The organism is Telmatocola sphagniphila (assembly GCF_018398935.1).
Lineage (GTDB): Bacteria > Planctomycetota > Planctomycetia > Gemmatales > Gemmataceae > Telmatocola > Telmatocola sphagniphila.
The window spans coordinates 2,535,854-2,556,159 of record NZ_CP074694.1; the positions used below are offsets into that span (position 1 = coordinate 2,535,854).

General features: G+C 52.8%; 15 protein-coding genes. 7 read left to right on the top strand and 8 right to left on the bottom strand.

Annotation, left to right across the window (positions count from 1 at the left end; genetic code table 11):
• Positions 1–28 precede the first annotated feature (28 nt).
• From KIH39_RS10065 to KIH39_RS10085, 5 genes are all read right to left on the bottom strand, one after another.
• Positions 29–601, bottom strand: coding sequence for an anthranilate synthase component II (locus KIH39_RS10065; protein ID WP_213499198.1), 573 nt, complete (start codon positions 599–601; stop codon positions 29–31).
• Positions 602–673: 72 nt separating this feature from the next.
• Positions 674–958, bottom strand: coding sequence for a hypothetical protein (locus KIH39_RS10070; protein ID WP_213499199.1), 285 nt, complete (start codon positions 956–958; stop codon positions 674–676).
• Between the two features lie 6 nt (positions 959–964).
• The gene (locus tag KIH39_RS10075) at positions 965–1,927 is read right to left on the bottom strand and encodes a sugar phosphate isomerase/epimerase family protein (protein WP_213499200.1); all 963 of its coding nucleotides are present in this window, start codon (positions 1,925–1,927) and stop codon (positions 965–967) included.
• Between the two features lie 94 nt (positions 1,928–2,021).
• On the bottom strand, positions 2,022–3,665 hold the full coding sequence (locus tag KIH39_RS10080) for a DUF7847 domain-containing protein (protein WP_213499201.1): 1,644 nt from the start codon (positions 3,663–3,665) through the stop codon (positions 2,022–2,024).
• Between the two features lie 182 nt (positions 3,666–3,847).
• Complete coding sequence (locus KIH39_RS10085; RefSeq protein ID WP_213499202.1) at positions 3,848–5,074, bottom strand: hypothetical protein; 1,227 nt, start codon at positions 5,072–5,074, stop codon at positions 3,848–3,850.
• Positions 5,075–5,483: 409 nt separating this feature from the next.
• On the opposite strand from KIH39_RS10085, the gene KIH39_RS10090 reads away from it, so the two are divergent.
• From KIH39_RS10090 to KIH39_RS10105, 4 genes are all read left to right on the top strand, one after another.
• Positions 5,484–6,314, top strand: coding sequence for a hypothetical protein (locus KIH39_RS10090; protein WP_213499203.1), 831 nt, complete (start codon positions 5,484–5,486; stop codon positions 6,312–6,314).
• Between the two features lie 462 nt (positions 6,315–6,776).
• On the top strand, positions 6,777–7,538 hold the full coding sequence (locus KIH39_RS10095) for a hypothetical protein (protein ID WP_213499204.1): 762 nt from the start codon (positions 6,777–6,779) through the stop codon (positions 7,536–7,538).
• 412 nt (positions 7,539–7,950) lie between these two features.
• Positions 7,951–8,781, top strand: a complete 831-nt coding sequence (locus tag KIH39_RS10100; RefSeq protein ID WP_213499205.1) for a hypothetical protein — start codon at positions 7,951–7,953, stop codon at positions 8,779–8,781.
• Positions 8,782–8,857: 76 nt separating this feature from the next.
• Positions 8,858–10,336: a serine hydrolase gene (locus tag KIH39_RS10105; protein ID WP_213499206.1), complete on the top strand. Its 1,479-nt coding sequence runs from the start codon at positions 8,858–8,860 to the stop codon at positions 10,334–10,336.
• 10 nt (positions 10,337–10,346) lie between these two features.
• Here the strand turns inward: KIH39_RS10105 and KIH39_RS10110 are convergent, their stop codons facing one another.
• The 3 genes from KIH39_RS10110 to KIH39_RS10120 form a co-directional block, all read right to left on the bottom strand.
• The gene (locus KIH39_RS10110) at positions 10,347–13,589 is read right to left on the bottom strand and encodes a PVC-type heme-binding CxxCH protein (protein WP_213499207.1); all 3,243 of its coding nucleotides are present in this window, start codon (positions 13,587–13,589) and stop codon (positions 10,347–10,349) included.
• 57 nt (positions 13,590–13,646) lie between these two features.
• On the bottom strand, positions 13,647–14,543 hold the full coding sequence (locus KIH39_RS10115) for a GDSL-type esterase/lipase family protein (protein WP_213499208.1): 897 nt from the start codon (positions 14,541–14,543) through the stop codon (positions 13,647–13,649).
• Between the two features lie 107 nt (positions 14,544–14,650).
• Positions 14,651–15,556 (bottom strand): DMT family transporter, encoded by a 906-nt coding sequence (locus tag KIH39_RS10120; protein WP_213499209.1) that lies wholly within the window; start codon positions 15,554–15,556, stop codon positions 14,651–14,653.
• Between the two features lie 428 nt (positions 15,557–15,984).
• On the opposite strand from KIH39_RS10120, the gene KIH39_RS10125 reads away from it, so the two are divergent.
• From KIH39_RS10125 to KIH39_RS10135, 3 genes are all read left to right on the top strand, one after another.
• On the top strand, positions 15,985–16,878 hold the full coding sequence (locus tag KIH39_RS10125) for a hypothetical protein (RefSeq protein ID WP_213499210.1): 894 nt from the start codon (positions 15,985–15,987) through the stop codon (positions 16,876–16,878).
• A 110-nt stretch (positions 16,879–16,988) separates the two neighbouring features.
• Complete coding sequence (locus KIH39_RS10130; protein WP_213499211.1) at positions 16,989–17,990, top strand: S1C family serine protease; 1,002 nt, start codon at positions 16,989–16,991, stop codon at positions 17,988–17,990.
• Between the two features lie 182 nt (positions 17,991–18,172).
• Positions 18,173–20,185, top strand: coding sequence for a M13 family metallopeptidase (locus KIH39_RS10135; RefSeq protein WP_213499212.1), 2,013 nt, complete (start codon positions 18,173–18,175; stop codon positions 20,183–20,185).
• Positions 20,186–20,306 lie beyond the last annotated feature (121 nt).

The following is a 20,306-nucleotide window of genomic DNA, read 5'->3' on the forward strand; positions in this document are numbered from 1 at the left end:
CGATAAAGGCGAATTCAATTCTCGCGATTTAGAGTTTCAGGAAGTTCTTGAGGATCACCGGGCCTTCCACCGTAAGGAAACTCTCCGGATGGAACTGAACACCATGCAAGGGCCAGGTTTTATGCCGGACCCCCATAATTTCTCCTTCGGCTGTCCAAGCTCCTATCTCGAAATCGGGATTGTGGAATGTTTCTTTTTTAATCACCAGACTGTGATACCGGGTCGCGTCAAACGGATTCGATAAACCCGCAAAGAGCCCTTTGCCGTCGTGGTGAATCGGTGACACTTTCCCATGCATGATGCGAACATTGCGCACCACTTCGCCACCGAAGGTATGCCCGATGCACTGATGCCCCAGGCAGACGCCGAAAATGGGAATCCGGGCCGCGAAATTCTGCAGCACCTGATTCGAGATTCCCGCTTCTTTGGGTGTACAGGGTCCGGGAGAAATAATGATGTGGCTGGGCTTGAGTTCCTCAATTTTTTCGAGAGTAATCTTATCGTTCCGGTAGACCTGCATGTCCAGATTCGGGTCGATCTCGCCGAACCGCTGAACGAGGTTGTACGTAAAAGAGTCGTAATTATCGATGAGAAGAATCATTTTGAAATTCTAGTGGGCAAGAATGGACCGGATCCAATGGATTCTGTCAAATTCCAGTAAATGGCTTGCAAATCAGGATTGCCGAGCGGGCTTAGCCTGGGCACTGTTAGCCGTCGAATCATATTTCCCGTTCGCTTCCTCGGGGGAAAGGATTTTAAGTACACTCTCCGTTGCGGGTAAGTCGTACCAGGCCCCATCGGCGAAATCGACTAGGGCTCTGCCTCCACAATTCACGGTAATTACCCGCCCTGTCAACCCCGCGAATCGGCTGAGTTCCCCGATCGGTTCGATGACCGTGACGAATTGATCGGTCCATTTTTTCTTCAGAGCGATTTCCGTATCCGTGATGTAGTTCATGGAAGCTCACCCCAGGATATCGAACGATTTCAGGAACTGGCAAGCGTCCTGAGCCCCCGATTCACGGGGTATGCCTCGATCGTGATAATCGACTGCGATTGCCCCTGTGTATTTCATTGTATTCAACTCTCGAAACAAGCTTTCCCAGTCGATACTGCCATGACCGGGAGAGCGAAACTGAAAGCCGCGTCGGGGATCACCGCTCGGAAGATAACTGTTGAGAATCCCGGCTCGCCCGTTCAGCGTCAAAATCGCGTCCTTGGCATGGACGTGGTAGATGCGTGTGGGGAAAGCTCGCAGAAATTCCAAGGGCTCGACTCCCTGCCAGTGCAGATGGCTGGGATCGAAGGTGAAACCGAATTCCTCGCTCCCATGCACGGCATCCAGAACCATTTCCGCCGAGTAAAGATCGAACGCCATCTGCCCGGGATGCACTTCGAAGGCGAATTTGACCCCGGTTTCCCGGCAGGCTTCGAGTATTGGACGAAAGTTCTTGCCAAAATCCTTGAAGGCCTGGCTGATGAGCTTTTCGGGAGCAGCGGGGTAACCTGCAACGTAAGACCAAATCGGCGAACCGGTGAAACCCGAGACGACGGCCACACCGAGCTTTTGAGCCAGATGAATTGTGGCGACCATTTCCTCGATGGCTCGTTTTCGAACACCTTCCGGCTTACCATCGCCCCAGATAACCTCGGGCAGCAAAGCTTTATGGCGTTCGTCGATCAAATCGCAGATCGCCTGACTGACTTTGTGATTGCTGACTACGCCGATTCGCAGATCATAACGGCTCAGGGTTTCTCGAATTTGCGATAGGTAGCTGGAGTCGCTGGAGGCCCGGCCCACATCAATAAATCCGGGATAGCAGGTCAATTCAAATCCGGCATATCCCCATTGGCTGGCTTTGGCCGAGAGCTCTTCCAGAGCGAGATCGGTCCAGCCGTTCGTGAACAGTAGAATTTGTTGAGGCATGCTCGACGCTCGCCACTCCGTGGCTCGTGAGGATCTGAAAACTCGGTCCACAAATGACAGAGATCGGCTGATTCGCCGATCTCCGCAAGTTCAATTAAACACTCGGCTTAGGATCTGTCGAACTGGTTGGCGGCGGATCGATCGGCTTAATATCGCTCGGCGGCACGGCTCGCAAGGTCGGCGGATCGACCATCTGAACCACCGGAGCCGAATTCACGGCTTCGGGAGCCGGAGTCGGAGAAGGAGGAGGCACCTTAGCCCCTTGCGGTTCGAAATCGGCATCGTCGATGTGGATTTCATCGATCTCCGTTTCATCGACCTTCTTCCGCATCAGCAGGTAAATCATTGAACTGGCCGTCCAGAAGTAACTGTAGCTGAAACCGAGCATGAGCATGAAGACGGCGGTCAACCAGAAGGAAACCATTCCAGCGCCGGCAATGTTGTACCAGGTGTATTCCTTCAGATATTCTTCCGCGGCAGTCTTGTGAACGTAGACATCGTTGTAAGTTTCCAACGGGGTTCCTTCGAGCAGCAACTGCCGCCAGCCGAAAGATGTCGGAGCGTAAGTGTACAGATACTGCGGTTCGCGATTGGTAGTCTGAGTCAGGATTGTCTGGCTCACCCCCCAGTTAGCGAGATATACAGTCAAAGAAGTAACCACAACCACGAAGAATACCAGCACTGCCCCGTAGAGAATCGAAATGATGGAGTACCAGAGGTAGCTCCAGGGCGATTCATAAACGTAGTTGTAGGACCGACTGAGCGCATCGAAGGTGTCGCTTCCTTCGGCACTCAGAGTCGTGTACATCAGCGGGTACCCAACAAGGCCCAACACAATCAGGGCCATGATGAAGCCGGCGCCGAGGGGAATCAACCATCCCAGGCCATCGATCAGAATATCGCCGATGCCCGGAATCAAATGGAACAGGCCGAAGACCATGCAACCAATGACAATGGCGAACAGGCCGGCGATGGGAACCACCGGAGAGCTCACATAAGAAATATAGTGTTTGCGAACGAAATCGATGGCGCCTCTCAATCCACCAGTTTCCTTCCCGGCGAGCGTGCTAATGGCCATTCGGGTGATAATTCCGCCGAAGAAAGCCCAGATGGCCAGTTCAACCAAAAGCAGCACGACCAGGTAGAGCCGAGTCCAGGTATTGGCCTGGGCGTCGAATAGATAGCTCACCGGGGTCAAAAACTTCAAGAGCGGTTCGACTAGTACGAAAACCTGTCCCTGAAGGAATCGGCCGATGGTTTCGTTGCGCTCATTCGGGCTGCCGGTGACGGTATTCTTCAGCATGGAGACCGGATTGGGTCCGCGATCCTCGAACCAGGGCATGATTCGGTATTTACCGCCTTTGATTGTGTGCTTGACTCCATCTACCGTTTCGTATTCTTCGATAGCTGTGGAACCAGCCAGTTTGTACTGCAGTTTCCAGGAGTTTAGCCGACGAGAGTAGTCGTCGTTACGCTTCTTAATCGCTTCCTCATCGGTCACGCCGTCCTTCTGATAGGACTTCGGATCGAAATCGGTGAGTTTCGGCTTGGCTACAAAGAAGAAGTTGTTGAAGAACAACGAAATGATTAACCAAGCCAGGGCGGTGGTTAAAATACCGACTGCGGCAACAATCAGTTTAAAAGGATCGAGTGCGACGAGAAAAGTTCTAAACAAGCGGAGCCACGGAAATGTCTTGAGCCAATCGATTTCACGGGTCGCCAAGCGCTCGTCGGCCATGCGTTTTTCCTCAGGTGTCGGACTTGCGGACTTCTTCGAGTAAGGATTCGTCGGGATATTAAGGTGAGATTATAGTCCGGCCCGCAAACGTGGCAATCACCCTTTGAAATGAAGATTGGCCGTAGATCTCGACGGAGCGAAATCCACGGCCAATATGCGTTTAGGGGATTGTTCCAAGGAAACTAGAAAGAAATACCCACGCCGATTTCGATACCTTGTGTCATCCGGAAGGCTTTGTGGGTGTATCCGGGTTCGATGTCCCCGAAGTTCCAGCCGATCGGATCGGTCATCTGATAGGTATTGAAGTACATCAGAGCGTTATAGCTCGCCCGGACGGATACCCCTTTGATGGGATACCACCAGAAGCTGGGCTTGAGCCCGACGTTAGGTACCACGCTGTACTGATCGAACTTGTTCTTGCTCTGCGTGCCGGATGCCCGGTCTTCCCTCTCGTAGTCGGCGGAAGCCCGTGCGAAGTCGAGCATCAAAGCCGCCGTGGCATCCAACGACAGAGCGAAGTTATTCCCCAGATAGACTTCGTTGCCGCAACCCAAGAAGGCACCGAACATTCGCTGCTTCAAGGTGTTATTGTAATTAGCGGCATCCGTACCATCGGAGTTCCCGTTCACGTCGGTGGCAACTGTGAACCAGTTAAACCGTTCCGAAATCTGTGAATATCGGAAACCCATCAGAGCATAGGTCCGCGAATAGTCCGTTTCCATTACAGGAGCGCGACCGGTGATATCCAGGTTCGAAAAGTGCTGGATGAAACTGATCGTTTCATACGTCGCCCCGTTCCAGATACCGTAAAGCCGCCCCGTGATGGGAAACGGCGAGAACTCTTGAGAAAACTGATCGTCGAAGGTTCGGATCTTCGGACCACTGTAATAGTTCGTGAAGTTGTAAACGCCTGAGTACAGGTAGGTATTCTGGTTCAGGTTTCCCGGATTGGAAATATTCCCAGGACCGCTTGCCCCCGCCGTGTACTTGGCGTCCACCAGATCCATATAACTCAGCGAAATGGCAAATCCACTTTCGAACTTATAACCCAAGGTAATTTCGTACCCGGGTTGATAGGTCGAACGGCCCAGTTGTCCGGTGGTCAGTGCGATCGCCCCACTGCCGACGAAGGTCCCAGGTGTTCCCGAGAAAGCACCGATGCTATCTCGGAAGCCATAAACCGCCACGACCTGATTTCCCAGCGGCCTCGTCTGGGACATGAAAGCCACTTCGATGGCTCCGTAGAAGCCTCCCGAACTCGCTTTATCCGGACCGATCGGTAACGGCACTGGATTCGCCGGTATCCCCGAAAAGTCGTAATTATTCGTTTGCTGCGCTTTCGACGAAGTAACGCCCACGAAAAGGACGCTAGCCAGGACGAGAGCCTTGCTCATCCAACGGTATCGCATAAGCCATAACCCCCTTACAAACTGCCGGAAAATCAGCGACTCGCAATCCCCCTGATCGAGTCGTCTGCTGCACCGACAGATGGCTATTTCAACCGGTATGCGCATTTGTGGAATGCACGCACCGGGAAATCAATGCCCGCGTTACATAACTCTATTCGGTATTCCGTCAACGCCAGATTTGCCAAAAATGCGGGCTCCGGTGGCAAATACTCATTTTTTTTCGACGGATTTCTTAAAGATGGGTAGGATAACCTTTGCGAGTCAAGAATTGGGTTTTGAGTGATTTGCCTGAAAGTAGGATTTTTTACAAATGAACTGGCCCCATGGTGAGTTTTATCATTGACGAATGAGTGCGTAGCGTTCATGCTATAATCACCGTACAGAGTTTTGACTTACACAGGAGTCCTTGATGCCATTTTCGTGCCGGTATTGCCTACTTTGCTCCGTAGTTGCTCTCGGGGCCGTTTCCATCGTTCCTATGACCTTGATGAAAGCTCAAAGTTATGGGCCGAATGTCTCGATCACCCGCCCCCGGCCGAACCTCCCCATCAGTCTCTTACCCCCGGCTCCCTCATTCGCCCCACCCAGCCGACAACTAAATCCCGTAAATACTTTGTTCGGTAGCACCAGCGGTGGTACCAGCGGTACCAGCGGCACGACGGGTACGAGTGGAACTAGCGGTAATAACAACGGCACCTCAGGTACCAGTGGCAGTTTCAGCGGGAACAATGGGGGCAATAACGGTACCAGTGGGGGTATCAGCGGTAGCATCAGTGGGGGCAATTCCGGTAGCATTAGTGGAGGCGTCTCGGGTGGCGTCAGCGGTGGAGTTAGTGGCGGCATTGGCGGTGGTGGTTCCACATCCGGCGGCGGCGGCTTGAGCGCGTTCGGCTTCGGTTCCCAGGGGGGTTACAATCTCCCCCAGGGCGGCGTGACTCCTCCCGGTGTTATGCCCAACACCATGATCGGCTACATCGGTGGCTCAGGCGGCGGTAACTTCGGTGGCGGCTTCCAGGGCTTCTCCGGAACCTCGGGTACCCAAGGCGGCGGTATCCAGGGGGTACAGGGACAAGGGGGCGGCATTCAAGGAGGCCAAGGGGGATTTGGTGGTGGAATCGGCGGAGGTATTGGTGGTGGAATCGGCGGAGGTATTGGTGGTGGGATCGGCGGAGGTATCGGTGGCATCGGTGGTGGGATCGGCGGCGGCAAAATCGGATTCGCCGGCACAATGGGTCAATAAACCTGTTTTCGCAGCCTCTACAATCTAAAGTTCAACCCAACGAGCCGGTTTCGGCTCGTTTTTTTGCGCACCCATTCAACAGCGAAGCTCGCATTTTATTTGCCGCTGCCCACTTCAGCTAGGAATCGAAAGATATAAACCGCTCCACCCTGGTGCGACCGCGTCATTCTAAGACAGCATTTATCTTTACAAGGCTCATTCTGATCACGCAAACGCATCAGTCGAACCCCTAACATGTGGGTCCATTTTCAACCGAAATGCTGTGAATTCGGCTACTCGCACCCTAGGCTCCACCCTTTTTCGGCAAAAAACAATTCTGCTGTAAGATCGGTCATGATAAATTGAATTTTAAGATAATTGGTTTTTCTTAAAACCAAATCAAATTTTGGGGCGTTTATTTATTGGAAACTCGCCCTTGCTCTTTTACGAAACCACCTGGGAAATCGAACAGGAAATCCAACCATGCGAAAAATTCTGGTTTACTCGTTGCTTCTTTTGGGCTTAGCCAGCCTCTACCCCATGACTTACATGGCCGCCCAGGGCAATTTTGGGCCCCCCGTCACGGTCACTCGACCCCGACCGAATGTTCCCATTAACCTCCTGCCGCCCCGACCAACCGCGCCGCCCCCTTCCCGACCGCTGAACCCAGTGAATACTCTTTTCGGCAACAGCACTGGCACCTCGGGCAACAGCAATACGGGAAATAGCGGTAGCACCTCGGGCGGCGTCAGTGGGGGCATTTCGGGGGGCATTAGTGGAGGGATCAGTGGGGGAATTAGCGGAGGGATCAGCGGCGGCATTTCCGGGGGGATCAGCGGAAGCATCAGTGGTGGTATTTCCGGGGGAATTAGTGGAGGCATCGGCGGATCTACCGGCGGAACTTCTGGGGGCCTCAGCGCTTTCGGCTTCGGAGTCCAAGGCGGCTATAACCTCCCCTCCGGAAGCCTGACTCCGCCGGGAGTGATGCCAAACACTATGATCGGCTACATCGGCGGAGCCGGGGGAGGCAACTTTGGTGGGGGCTTCCAGGGTTTCTCGGGAACCTCGGGCATTCAAGGCGGCGGGGTCCAGGGAGTTCAGGGATTTAGCGGCGGTGGGATTAGTGGAGGAATCGGCGGTGTTGGTGGAGGGGCCGGATCCGTCGGGGGTTTTGGAGCCATCGGTGGTGTGGGAGGCGGTATTGGCGGCGGAAAAGTGGGATTTGCCGGAACGATGGGCAATTAGTGATCCCTATACCGTCTTGGGAGCAAAACCTTTCATCAGGTATTGCTCCCAATTCATCTTCTTCAGCGCGACAAACTTTTACTCAACGGCGCTTCGCACACATTTCCCTACAATAATTATCAGGACAGAAATAGAATTCAACAATTTAAAATTAAGTAATCTTAAACTATTTCTCGGCCAAATTAAGTACCATTCATCTTTTTCCGTTCTAGAAAAAAATCGATTATTCCTCGACAATTCCGCCCAAAACGCGCAAATCCAAAAATTCGATAGCTCACATTTACTAATGAATTAAAATTTGACAGATTTTGAAAAATCCGCAATCATATTGTCCTGACTTTACGTTATTATAAAGTACTGACAGCAATTTTCGTAATCCCATTAGATGCTTATTCAGATTCGTGGAGGAAGCATGCAGAGGCAAATTAAACGGACTCTATGGGGCGCTGTGATCGCGCTCTCCGCGATATCGGTAATTCCCGTATCGCTCATTACTGCTCAATCCGGAAGTTTCGGTCCGAACGTGTCGCTCGGCCGACCGCGACCGAACATCCCCATCAGCTTGTTACCGCCGGCACCGGCTTTTGCCCCGCCCTCGCGACAGCTGAACCCCGTAAATACGATTTTCGGAAATACTACCGGTACCAGCGGTGGCACATCGGGAACAACCGGAAACAATAACGGCACCACCGGTAATAACAACGGCGGGACCAGCGGAAGCTTTAGCGGAAACAATGGAGGCAACAGTGGTATCAGTGGAAATACCAGTGGTGGAATTTCCGGCAACATAAGTGGAGGTATCTCCGGTAGCGTCAGCGGTGGAATCTCCGGCGGTATCAGTGGCGGAATTTCTGGCGGCATCAGCGGTAGCATCGGCGGTGGCGGGTCCACATCCGGCGGCGGGGGCTTGAATGCCTTCGGCTTTGGAGTGCAGGGTGGCTATAACCTCCCCCAAGGCGGAGTGACCCCTCCCGGTGTCATGCCTAACACCATGATCGGCTATATTGGTGGCTCGGGCGGCGGCAACTTCGGTGGCGGTTTCCAAGGCTTCGCCGGAACTGCCGGCACTCAAGGCGGCGGTATACAAGGCGTACAGGGTATAAGCGGAGGTCAAGGTGGCATCCAAGGCGGGATTGGTGGCTTCGGCGGCGGGGTTGTCGGGGGCATCGGTGGCGGTATTGGCGGCGGTATCGGAGGCATCGGCGGTGGAAAGATTGGCTTCGCCGGCACCTTGGGACAATAGCGTTCCTCAAAATTGCCGATAGACTAAGCGAGCGGTCCCATACCGCTCGCTTTTTTATTTGTGGAAGACAAATAGCATGTTTAATCCCTTCAGCCTTCTATTTCTGGCCCTTCTCCCTGGCGATGCCAACTTCCAAAAATCGGATTTACACGACTTCACCCAACGCATCGTTCCCGGTTTCCTGGAGAACTGGCAAGTCCCGGGCTGCGTGGTCGTGATCGTACGCAAGGCCGAAGATCCACTGATCCTGCCGTTTGGAATTCGGCAAGTCGGCCACCCGGAAAAGGTGACCCCGGATACCTTGTTTCCTCTGGCCTCCTGTACCAAAGCTTTCACTTCGTTTCTCATCGGTACGGCGGTTCAAGAAGACAAGATGCTCTGGGACGATCCCGTCCGGAAGCTGCTTCCGGATTTTCAACTCTCCGATCCTAACGCCTCCCAGTTGGTTTCTCTACGCGATTTGCTCTCCCATCGCACAGGCGTTGGCTCACACGATTTCCTCTGGTATCGCGCCCCGTGGGGAATGTCGGAAGCAATTAAGAAGGCTTGTCGGTTGCCTCTGGAGAAACCTTTTCGAGGCGCGATGCAGTACCAGACAGTGATGTATATGGCGGCGGGCCAGGCTTTGGAAAAAGCAACGGCTACTCCCTGGAAGCAACTCTTCGAGCAGAAAATTGCCAGCCCGCTGGGTATGAAACAGCTGCAGTTTACGACGGTCGACTATTTGAAAAGCAAAGATCACGCCGCCGGCCATCGTCGCGATTTGCAATTGAAGACGATTTCAGTTCCAGAATACGATCTGAAAGAACCGAACCCCGCCGGTTCGCTTTACTTGTCGGGAAACGACTTGAGCAAGTGGTTGCAGCTTCTGCTGAATGGAGGAAAATTCCAAGAGAAGACTCTGCTCGAATCCAAGATCTTCAACGAACTATTTCAACCGCAAATCGCCATACCGATGGACGAATCGGCCCGGCGCTTCAATCCGGAAACTCGACTTACCAGTTACGGATTGGGCTGGATCGTTCAGGATTATCGGGGCCGGCTCTTGATTTCGCATGGCGGTATCATCGATGGCTATCGTTCGCACCTGACGATCCTGCCCGAGGAGGGGCTGGCGATCGGAGTTCTGGCGAATTTCCACGCCTCCCGCATGAATATCGCACTTTGCAATCAATTGATCGATCACTATTTGAAACTCGAAACCACAGATTGGAATGCTTACTATCGCAAGTTAATGGATGAGAATGTTGAGGCCGAGATGCTCGCGGAACAGAAACGGGATCAGAATCGGCTGAAGTTTACGGTTTCCTCGATCCCTCAGGGGCAATTTGCAGGCCAATACGAGAACCCCGCCTATGGAGAAATTTCCGTCACTTTCAAAGACAATCAACTGCTTTGGGAATGGGGCAGTTTTCACTGCCCTCTCCAGCATTTCGAACACAATCGGTATCGGATTGTCGAAGGGTTGTTAGCCGGAATGTTCGTGGATTTTAAAGTGAGGAATGGAAAGGTAACCGGAATGGAGACATTCGAGTTACCTTTCGCCCGCAAATAATCGACTTCGCTTACTTGCCCAGCAAGAGACTGAATTTGGCCGGGTTCTCTTTCGCTTCATTCAATTCCATTGCAATCGGTTCCTTGCACTGATTGCGATTAATGACCAGGGCAATCTCACTCTCCCCTTTCGGTAGTTCGAGAGTACTCTTGGCTTTCAGATCAACCACTTTGCCGTTCACCCAAACTTCAACTCCGACCAAGCTCACGAGTTTGAGATCGATCTTGCCGGGGGTGGTGATCGATATTTGAGTTCGCAAGACCGACTGGGGCTCGGATCCACCCCAAACCGCGAACGAGGGTATCTCCGACAACGGCAATTTGCCCCCGACTTCCGCATACGCCGATACCCAGCTGACAGGAGCATCTTTTTCGAGAGCGGCCATAAGTCGTTTCTGTCGAACGAAAGACATCGTGTTCGGCGTGGGCTCCAGAGTTTGCCAGCGACGAACGATCGGGGTTTTCTGGGGAGCATAGGGTCCGACTTTACCCAACTCGGAAAGAAACCGAACCAGATCGGCCTGTTCCTGAGTGGTTAGCGTATCCACGAGTCCTTCAGGCATCAGAGACTTCGCCTGCTTGCGTTCTGCAATATCTCGAACTGGAATGGTAAGGATCTTGTCCTCGGCCGTGCGCAGAATCAATTCGCCATTGGCCTCGCGTACAGGGATACCGGTAACGGAGTTCCCATTTTCCGTATTGATCAAAACAGAATGGAACCCTTCCTTGATAGCTTTGCTGGGAAGCCAAAGCGATTCGACTAGGTAATCCATCTGAGCCGAGGCGCCGATGCTGCCCATATCGGGCCCCACGGCCCCGCCGACACCGTTAATTGCGTGGCAATTCAAACATTGCATTTCTTTGCGACGATAGATTGCTTCACCGCGTGCGGCCTCCCCCTTCTCTAAAGCCAAAGCTACCAACTTCTTGACCGCCTCAGTGGAGTAGTCGGGCTTAAGATTCGCCAATTTGCCCGCGTCGTTGATTGCGGCCAGTAGCGCCGGAAGTTCCTTGCCGGACGCTCGGACTGACCGCAAGGCCATCTTGGCCGCGTCGGGCTTGATCGTGGCGCCTTTTAAAGCGTTTGCCAGTACGGCGGGCCCCGTTTTCCGATTCAGAAATGCTTCCACGAGCTTCTGCATATCGGCTGGTTCGATCTTCGAAAGCTCCTCTTTCATGACCTCGACTGCCTTCCCGGCGGCTTTGGCTTCATCGAATTGAGCGAGAGCCGCAATGGCAGCCGCGCGTGTAGAAGGATGATCGACGGCGCTAGTTTGCAGTTCAATTTCCTGTTTTGCTTCGCCCGTTCCTAAATCGACGAGAGCTTGCACAGCCGCTCGCTGAAACGTAGGCGAAGGATTGGCACCGCCGGCCAGGAGGTTGTGAATATGATTCTGTAGGGATTGGTGCTTCCAGAGACCGGCCAGCCGAATAATGGAAATTTTCAAGTCTTCCGGGGTTTTGTCATCCAGAAGGATTTTGTCGATGATAGCGTTCGACGTTCGGCCGTTCCAGAGCTTTCTGCGCTGCGAATTATCGATTAGCGAGTTTAAAAGTTCCTGGCGAATTTTGACGTTTGTCTCTGAATTCAAGGCCTGATTGAGAACTCGAATCTGCTCTTGCGGTCCGCCGAGATCCGCGAGAAGTTTCCACATCCCCAGGGACTGTTCCTGAGGCAAGCGGGACGATTCGATCATCTTCACCAGAGCGGGCAGAGTTGAGGCACTGTTGATCGCCTGCAAGGCAAACGCCAGGTGTTTCGGATTATTGTTGAAAGTAAGTTTGCCTTCCAGAAACGCGGGCAGCCAGATCGGATCGAGATCCCGGACCGTCAGCCAGAGGGCGTAATCCAGCGTGGGATCCATGGGATGGTCGAGGGCCTTCAGGGCAGCGGCTACAGCTTCAGGAGATGTCAAGCGAGCCAACGTCCTTATGGCCTCAAGACGAATCTTCGGATTCGGGTCGTTAATATCTCTGGATGAAATTTCTTTAGCAAAGTTTTGAGATTGGGACGGACTTGGAGGATTCTCCAGGAATTTCTGCGACATCTTTCGAAGAGCCCAAGTACGATTATCCGGCTCGGTTATTGGATCTTTCTTCTTTACCAGCGGTCGGCCCTTAGCCGTGACCCGCCAAATGCGGCCGTGGGTGTGGTCGCGGCGTGGATCGCGGAAATCGACTTCGCCATGCTGAATGATCGGGTTATACCAGTCGGCGATGTATAGCGCGCCATCTGGCCCCATCTTCACATCGATAGGTCGAAACGCCGGGTGATTCGATTTGATGACTTCGGTCATTTCTTTCGAAGCAAAAGTGGAACCATTTTCACTGAGTTTGAACCGGCAGACGCGATGGCCGCGAAAATCGTTGGTGATCATGTCCCCCTGCCAGTCGTCGGGGAATTGGCGACCGGAGATGATTTCCAACCCGCAATGTTTCGGACTCCCCGGATTCATGCCATGCAGCAAGCGCGGCCCCACGTGATTGCCCGTCGGATAGTAGGCCCCGGGAATCACGTGCACAATTCCCTCGCCATTGGCGCCATCGGTCGCGAAGGATTGGCCATATTTGTCAAAGGCATGGCCCCACGGATTCCAGAAACCCCGGGCGAAAACTTCCAGACGGCCAGTTTCCGTGTCGTATTGCCAAATGCCGCCGCCGTTGAGCCGGCGCGGGCCGTAAGGTGTTTCAATATGGCTGTGGATGTAGACCGATTGATTCATGTAGAGTTTGCCATCCGGACCCCAGCGAAGGGTATGCAGAATGTGGTGCGTATCTTCGGTTCCGAAACCGGAAAGAACCACCTTACGAATATCCGCCTTGGGCAGGTCGGGCTTGGACTTCGAAAAATGGAGCAGTTCGGTGCTGGCCGCGACGTAGCAGCCCCCCTTGCTGTCGGGTTCGATACCGGTTGGGATCAATAAACCGTCGGCAAAAACGGTCACCTTATCGGCCTTGCCCTGCCCTTTGATGTCTTCCAGAATCACAATCTTGTCGTTGGCTTTTTTGCCCGGTTCGATCTGCGGATAAGTCTCACTGGTGGCCAACCAAAGCCGACCTTGAGCATCCCAGTTCATCTGAATCGGCTTGGCCAAAAGCGGGTCGGCCGCCCAGAGATTCACTTCGAAACCTTCCGGCAGGATGAACGTCTTTCGTTCAATTTCCGGGTCGGGATCGGGAATCTTGGCATCACGCTGAGCCAGAGCCCACAGAGGAAAAACGAGCAACAGTTGGAGAGAGAGGACAAATCGCATCGGCATCATTCCGTGGTAGGGTCAAACTGAATAACGAGCGGTTATGCTCAGGTGGGACTATTTGGACTTTATTTCCTGAATTTTCTTTTCCGCAACATCGATCAGGGGATCGAATTCAAACACTTCCTTGGCGTTCTTCCCCTGCTCGTGTTTACGGAAGCCGAACAGGTAAGTTTCATTTTCGGGTCGCCAGCGGTGGAACACCAACTCATTCTTAGCCGCCACGGCTTCCCGAAGCGACTCGGAAGGCTGGGGGATACTAGACCCGGCGGGAGCAAATTGTTTCTGCCAGAACGCAGCCGATTCCCGATAACCCTGATCGTTAAACTGGGTACCTTCCTCGGTAAATGGATACTTCACGCCTTCTTTGTGATATTCCGCGAACCGTTCCAGCTCCCAAGAGCGTAAATCCGCGAGATAAGTTCCTCGTTGATTGGCGATTTTCTTCACCGCATCGGCATACAGGGCGACTTGAGCGTAACGATCCTTGGGCGTGGAAAAATGGGGAAGAATCAGTGGCGTAACCAAAATAATTTTGGCTTTGGCCGGTGCTAGAGCATCCAGTAATTTGCCATACTGCGCTTCGAACTTGGGCAGACCTTTTTGCCCTTCCACCGATTCATTCGCTCCGTAATCGATAATTATGGTCGTCGGCTTCCATTCCAGAGTGATTTCTACGAGCCTCTTAAACCCCTGATCGACCGAATCAAATGCCGCTCGGGATTCTCCCCACACGGTATCAGCAGACCAGCCGAAATTCCGGAACTTCAAATTCTTGTCTGGGAACTGTGCCGTGAGGGCGGCTTCCCAATGGCCGTAGCGTTGCTCCCGTTCAATGATGGTACTGCCGATCAGCACAATGCGTTCTTCTTTATTGAGAGGGATCGGTTCGGCGGCCAGTAATGGAGAAACCGGGAATGCAAAGAGGCAAAAGCCGAGCAGAAACGTTTTCATATATCCCAGCCTGAGAGAGATTGTTATCGCCAGTCGATGATAACAAATTAGCGGATTCCGAATAGTTTTCGATGTTCGATTATGGGCATTGCTTCCCGAAATCGCAATCATGTTTTGCTCGAATATCGCCAGCCGAGTGCAAAAAGAATGAAGGCTCCCCCGATCCAGATGGAAATCGGATTGGTTTCCCCGAAGGCCAGCCAGACCCAGAGGGGATTGAGAATCGGCTCGAGCAGAGTGATAAACCCCGCTTCTTGCGGCGAGAGTTTCTTGAGTCCTCTCGCGAAAAAGTAGTAGGAGAACCCCATTTGCACGGCCCCGAAACAGGCCAGGAAAACGAATTGGTTCAATGTAGGCCCGGTGAACCAGGCCAGAAACTCATCCACGCCAGAAAAAATGATGACTCCCAGTCCCAGGCAAATTCCACTCCCGAGTTGATTGAGTAGAGTCAGCCAAATCGAAGACTGGCCGCGTAAATAGCGGAGGCAGCAAATCACCAGGGCGTAAAGAACGCCGCTCCCAACCGCCATCAAGGTGACCAAGGGGGTCTTGCTATCGGCGGAGGTGAAACCGCTGAACACAATTATCAACACGCCGACCATGGCCATGAGGATTGCCCGCCAGGTCTTCCGATCGGCCTCCTCCCCCATGAAATTGACGCCGATCAAATAGACCAGAAACGGGGCCATGTATTGCAGAAAAATCGTTGCGGCCGCCGATCCTAAGGCCATCGAGGACAAAAACAGCGCATTCATGCCCGCAAAAATTGCGACCATGATCGGCATGATCGGGCGAAATTTCATGTCTTTTCGCGACAGGAAGGGAATCAGAAACAGGCCAGCAAAAATGGCGCGGAAAAATGCCATCTGGATGGGCGAAATGGGGGTTTCATTGAGGTTAAGGAAAGTATCCTTCTGAAGTAAACGGGTAAAGAGCCCGCTGAAACTCCAGAGTACCGCTGCCGCCAGGCAGAAAATTCGCCCCTGGCGACGGTCTTTAGCCAAATCATCCATGAACTCGTCCTTGTAAATTTGACTAAATCATTAGATAAATGGGTCGGAATTCGTACAGATTAGGCGGTCAAATCGGGCATATCCCCTCCAAATTATCGCTCCACCTCAAATTTGTTTATTGCTGTAGCTTACCGACATCGTTACTTGCAAAGTTCTGCCAATAATTGAAAATTTTTTCGTGACAAAGATCGTACTTAGAGTATACAGTTGGTCGATGAATCGAATGCGTCACTGGCATTCGGGGGTAGGGAAAGGACGAAAATGACCAAGAGTAAGAAGCCAGGCAAACAGGTGGTTTTTGAAGTTCGCAAAAACCACTCTGCGAGGGAGCGCTCTGCCAGCTGGTTAGAATTGCTCTTGGGAATTCGGAAAGTGCCGGTTAAAGTCCGCACTACGGATCAGAAGTAGGTTCTTAAAGAATTGATCGCATGATGCGGTTACGTTTCAGCCTGATGCTGCTTGCAGCCCTTATTTGCCAGAGTCATCTCCAGGCCCAGGAAGATGATCCATCCCAAATTGACTTTTTCAAAGCACTCAATCTCGCTCCCTTGGCTAGCCAGCAGGATCGCTTTCAGATTTACGAATCGGCTAATAACGAAGGCCTGCTACAAAATCTGTCCAACAACCGGACCAACGATTTTAATTTCAACAACACCAGTCCAAATGGCAGCGTCGCCTCCCTTTATAGTCTGGGAAACGGGGCGATCCGAGACCTCGGTCGAATCAACGTTAAGCAGGAATCTTATCTACCGGCCACCTACGTGAAATCCAAACTGGAAGTACCAGATACTCTCACGACGGATCGAAGCGTACCCTACACCAGCAACAACTGGAAAGCGGACGAGCTTCTCAAACTGACACTGCCGGAATTCGAAACAGTGTTCATTTTCGGCCAGTTCACCGGTAAGGGAGATTACGTCCGCAATACCGATGCTGATATTACTGGCAAAACGGGGGTTGGAGTGAAATTTAACCCGCTGCCCGAAACGGAGCTTCAATTTCGTACCGGACGCCAGTTGAGCATTACCGATTTGACTTCCGCAGTGCTGGACCACAGTCAGTTCATGATGGAAGTCCTGGCCAAGATGCCCTTACCGGTACCCATGCTGGACGCCTTTAAACTTCAGCTCGAGTATACCGGCTCCGCCCTGGCGGCTCCAACTCCTGCCGACCGTAGCACGATTAAGCAGGATTTGCGAATCGTCTTTCCGGTAGGTAAATCGAATGAGTTCTACTTGGGAGCCAAGTACAAGTACGATTTCTCGAACACCCCCTGGATCGACCGCAGCGAAATCTACGTCGGCGTCACCATAAAGCATTAGTACATCCTCTTCTCGGTCTCCCTTTCAGCATTTGCTTCCACTTTTTAATCAGTCCGGAACTTGACCTATCCCACCTAGAATGGGGTAACTGCCAATTTTCGGAGAACCCTATGAGTCACGAATTCCATTTTCTTTCCAGCCAGGATAACCCACTGGAAAACCCCCAGCCCCCCGTAGAGATGGAAGAGGCCGAAGCTCTCGATGCCTTTTCCAAAGTGGTCGTACGCGTCGCAGAACAATTACGACCAGCGGTTGTGAACTTGCGCGTGGGACGGGGCCAGCAGTCGAGTAGCGGATCGGGCGTATTATTTTCGTCCGAAGGCTATCTGCTCACAAACCATCACGTCGTCGCGGATTCCCGCACGCTACGCGTTCGATTACACGATGGCCAGGAAGTCTCCGGCGAAGTGATCGGTAACGATCCCTGGACCGATCTCGCACTGGTACGGGCCAAGGGCGAGAAATTTCCTTTTGCCGCCCTCGGAGATTCCGCCAAACTTCGCGTCGGTCAACTGGTGTTAGCCATCGGCAGTCCCCTCGGTTTCGAATCGACTGTTACTGCCGGGGTAGTGAGTGCCGTGGGCCGGACGCTGCGGAGCATGAGCGGCCATCTGGTGGATAACATCATTCAAACCGATGCGGCCTTGAACCCGGGTAACTCGGGAGGACCGCTGGTCGATAGCCAGGGGCGGGTCGCGGGGATAAACACGGCGGTCATTCAGCCGGCTCAGGGCATCTGCTTTGCCATTCCCATCAATATGGCTCGAGATATTATCCCTTCGTTACTGAAACATGGCCGCGTCATTCGCGGCTATCTGGGATTGCACGGCCACCGCATCCCCATACCTGCTCAATTGGGGCGAGAAGTGGGAATTGAAATGGGGAGCGGCGTCGAGGTTCTGGGTATCGAAGATAGCAGCCCTGCCGAACGGGCCGGGATCTATCCAGAAGATATTATCGTGGGGATTGGCGAAGAATCGGTATCGAGTGTCGACGACCTCCACCGCTTTCTGACCCAGCACCCGGTTGGCGAGAAAATCGTGATTGAGGTGCTCCGCAACCGCCGACGGCTGCAATTGACCGCGGTGCCTACCGAAGCCCCAAGACGATAAATGCTTATTCGTTTGGATTTCACTCCATTCGAATCGGGAGTGGGATTTCTGATTCCCGTTAAAATGCGTTGGTCGCCCACCAATCCACTGCCTAGTTTGTTTACATAAGAAATTGTTGCCCGACAATTTGGCTGCTCTGCAATAAACAGCTTGGTTGCATCCATTTTAAGAGAATGAAATCTATGAAAATCCGTTACGTCGCGACCGGAGCGATACTCCTGGGCTTGTCTGCCTTTGCCGCGGAACCCACACTGAAATCCGGTATCGATAAGAGCACGTTCGACACGGCCGTTCGTCCCCAGGACGATCTGTACCTCAACGTCAACGGCAACTGGATGAAAACGTCCCAGATTCCTGGTGATAGACCTGCCATCGGAGCCTTCTTCGATCTTCGGGATCTTTCCGAGAAACGTCTTTTGGGAATTATCGAAGAAGCCGCTAAGATCAAGGACAATCCGGATGCCAAGAAAATTGAAGACCTCTACGCCACTTTCATGGACGAGGCCGAAGCTGAAAAATTGGGCCTCAGCCCGATTCAACCCGAACTCCAAATCGTTTCGAGTATCAGCGATAAAACCAGCCTCGTAAAGGCACTCGCCGCCCTCCAGAAAATTGGCATTCCGGGCCTGTTTGGCAGTTCGGTCCGAACCGATTCCAAAAAATCGGATCAGTACATCGTCTACGTCGGCCAGGGTGGGCTGGGATTGCCGGGAGAATCGTACTACCGCGAGCCGAAGTCAGAAAAGATTCGCAAAGCCTATGTGGCTCACATCGGCAAAATGCTGACGTTGGCCAAATTTCCCAGTCCGGAGAAGACCGCCGAGCGCATCATGGCGATGGAAACGGCAATTGCCAAAGGCCACTGGGATAACGTCCGCAACCGAGACGCGGACCAGACGTACAACAAAGTAACTCGCGCTCAGCTGAAAGCTCTGGCCGGCGACTTGAATCTCGATACCTGGTTTGAAGGAATGGGTCTGGGAGAAATCAAGGAACTGATCGTTGCACAACCCAGCTATCTCACCGATTTGTCCAAAGTTGTCGATCAGTATTCTCTCGACGATTGGAAGCAATACCTCACCTGGCGAATTCTGGGCACCCGCGCATCCCTGCTTTCCAAAGATTTCGTCCAAGAAAACTTCGATTTTTATGGCAAGACGCTGCAGGGAACTCCCGAAATGCAACCTCGCTGGAAGCGCGGCGTTGCTCTTGTGGAAGAGTCGATGGGGGAAGCGGCCGGAAAACTCTACGTCGCCAAGTACTTCCCCCCGGCAGCCAAAGAGAAGATGAAGATCCTGGTGGCCAATCTGATAGAAGCCTACCGGGTCGATATCAAATCGCTCGACTGGATGTCACCGGAAACCAAGGTGAAAGCGCTCGATAAGCTTTCGAAATTTACTCCCAAGATCGGATATCCGGATGTCTGGCGCGATTACACCAAACTGGAAATCAAGCGTGGTGATCTGGTCGGTAATGCCCGCCGCGCTGCCGAGTTTCGGCTGAATTATCAGCTGAACAAGCTCGGCAAGCGGGTGGATCGCACCGAATGGGGTATGACGCCACAGACTGTGAATGCTTATTACAATCCAGGGTTGAACGAAATCGTCTTCCCGGCCGCCATCCTCCAGCCGCCGTTCTTCGATTTGAATGTGGATGATGCCGTGAACTACGGAGGTATCGGTGCAGTGATAGGTCACGAAATCGGACACGGTTTCGACGATCAGGGTGCCAAGTATGACGGCGACGGGAATTTGAAGGATTGGTGGACGGCCGAAGACAAAAAGGAATTCCAGAAACGCACCAAAATGCTGATCGCCCAGTACAACGCCTTCGAACCCAAGCAACTCCCGGGCTTGCACGTGAACGGGGCTTTGACCATCGGCGAGAACATTGGAGATCTGGGCGGCCTAACCATCGCCCATAAAGCCTACATGATCTCCCTGCAGGGTAAGCCTTCCCCGGTGATTGACGGAATGACCGGACCGCAACGTCTGTTCATAGGCTGGGCCCAAGTCTGGCGATCCAAGTACCGCGATGAAGCCTTGAGCCGGCGCTTGGCAACAGACCCGCACTCACCCTCAGAATTCCGCTGCAATGGCGTGATTCGAAATTTAACTGAGTTCTACGACGCGTTCGGAGTCAAAGAAGGGGACAAACTTTGGCTTCCCAAAGAGGAACGTGTGAGAATCTGGTGACGATTCGGTAAACATAGTCGACTGCGGGTAGTTTCCATTCGCTACTCGCCGTCCAAAACTTTATGATATCCTTGTGTTTTACGAGTTACTGTTTTTGGATGAATGAACCTAGAGTAAATTG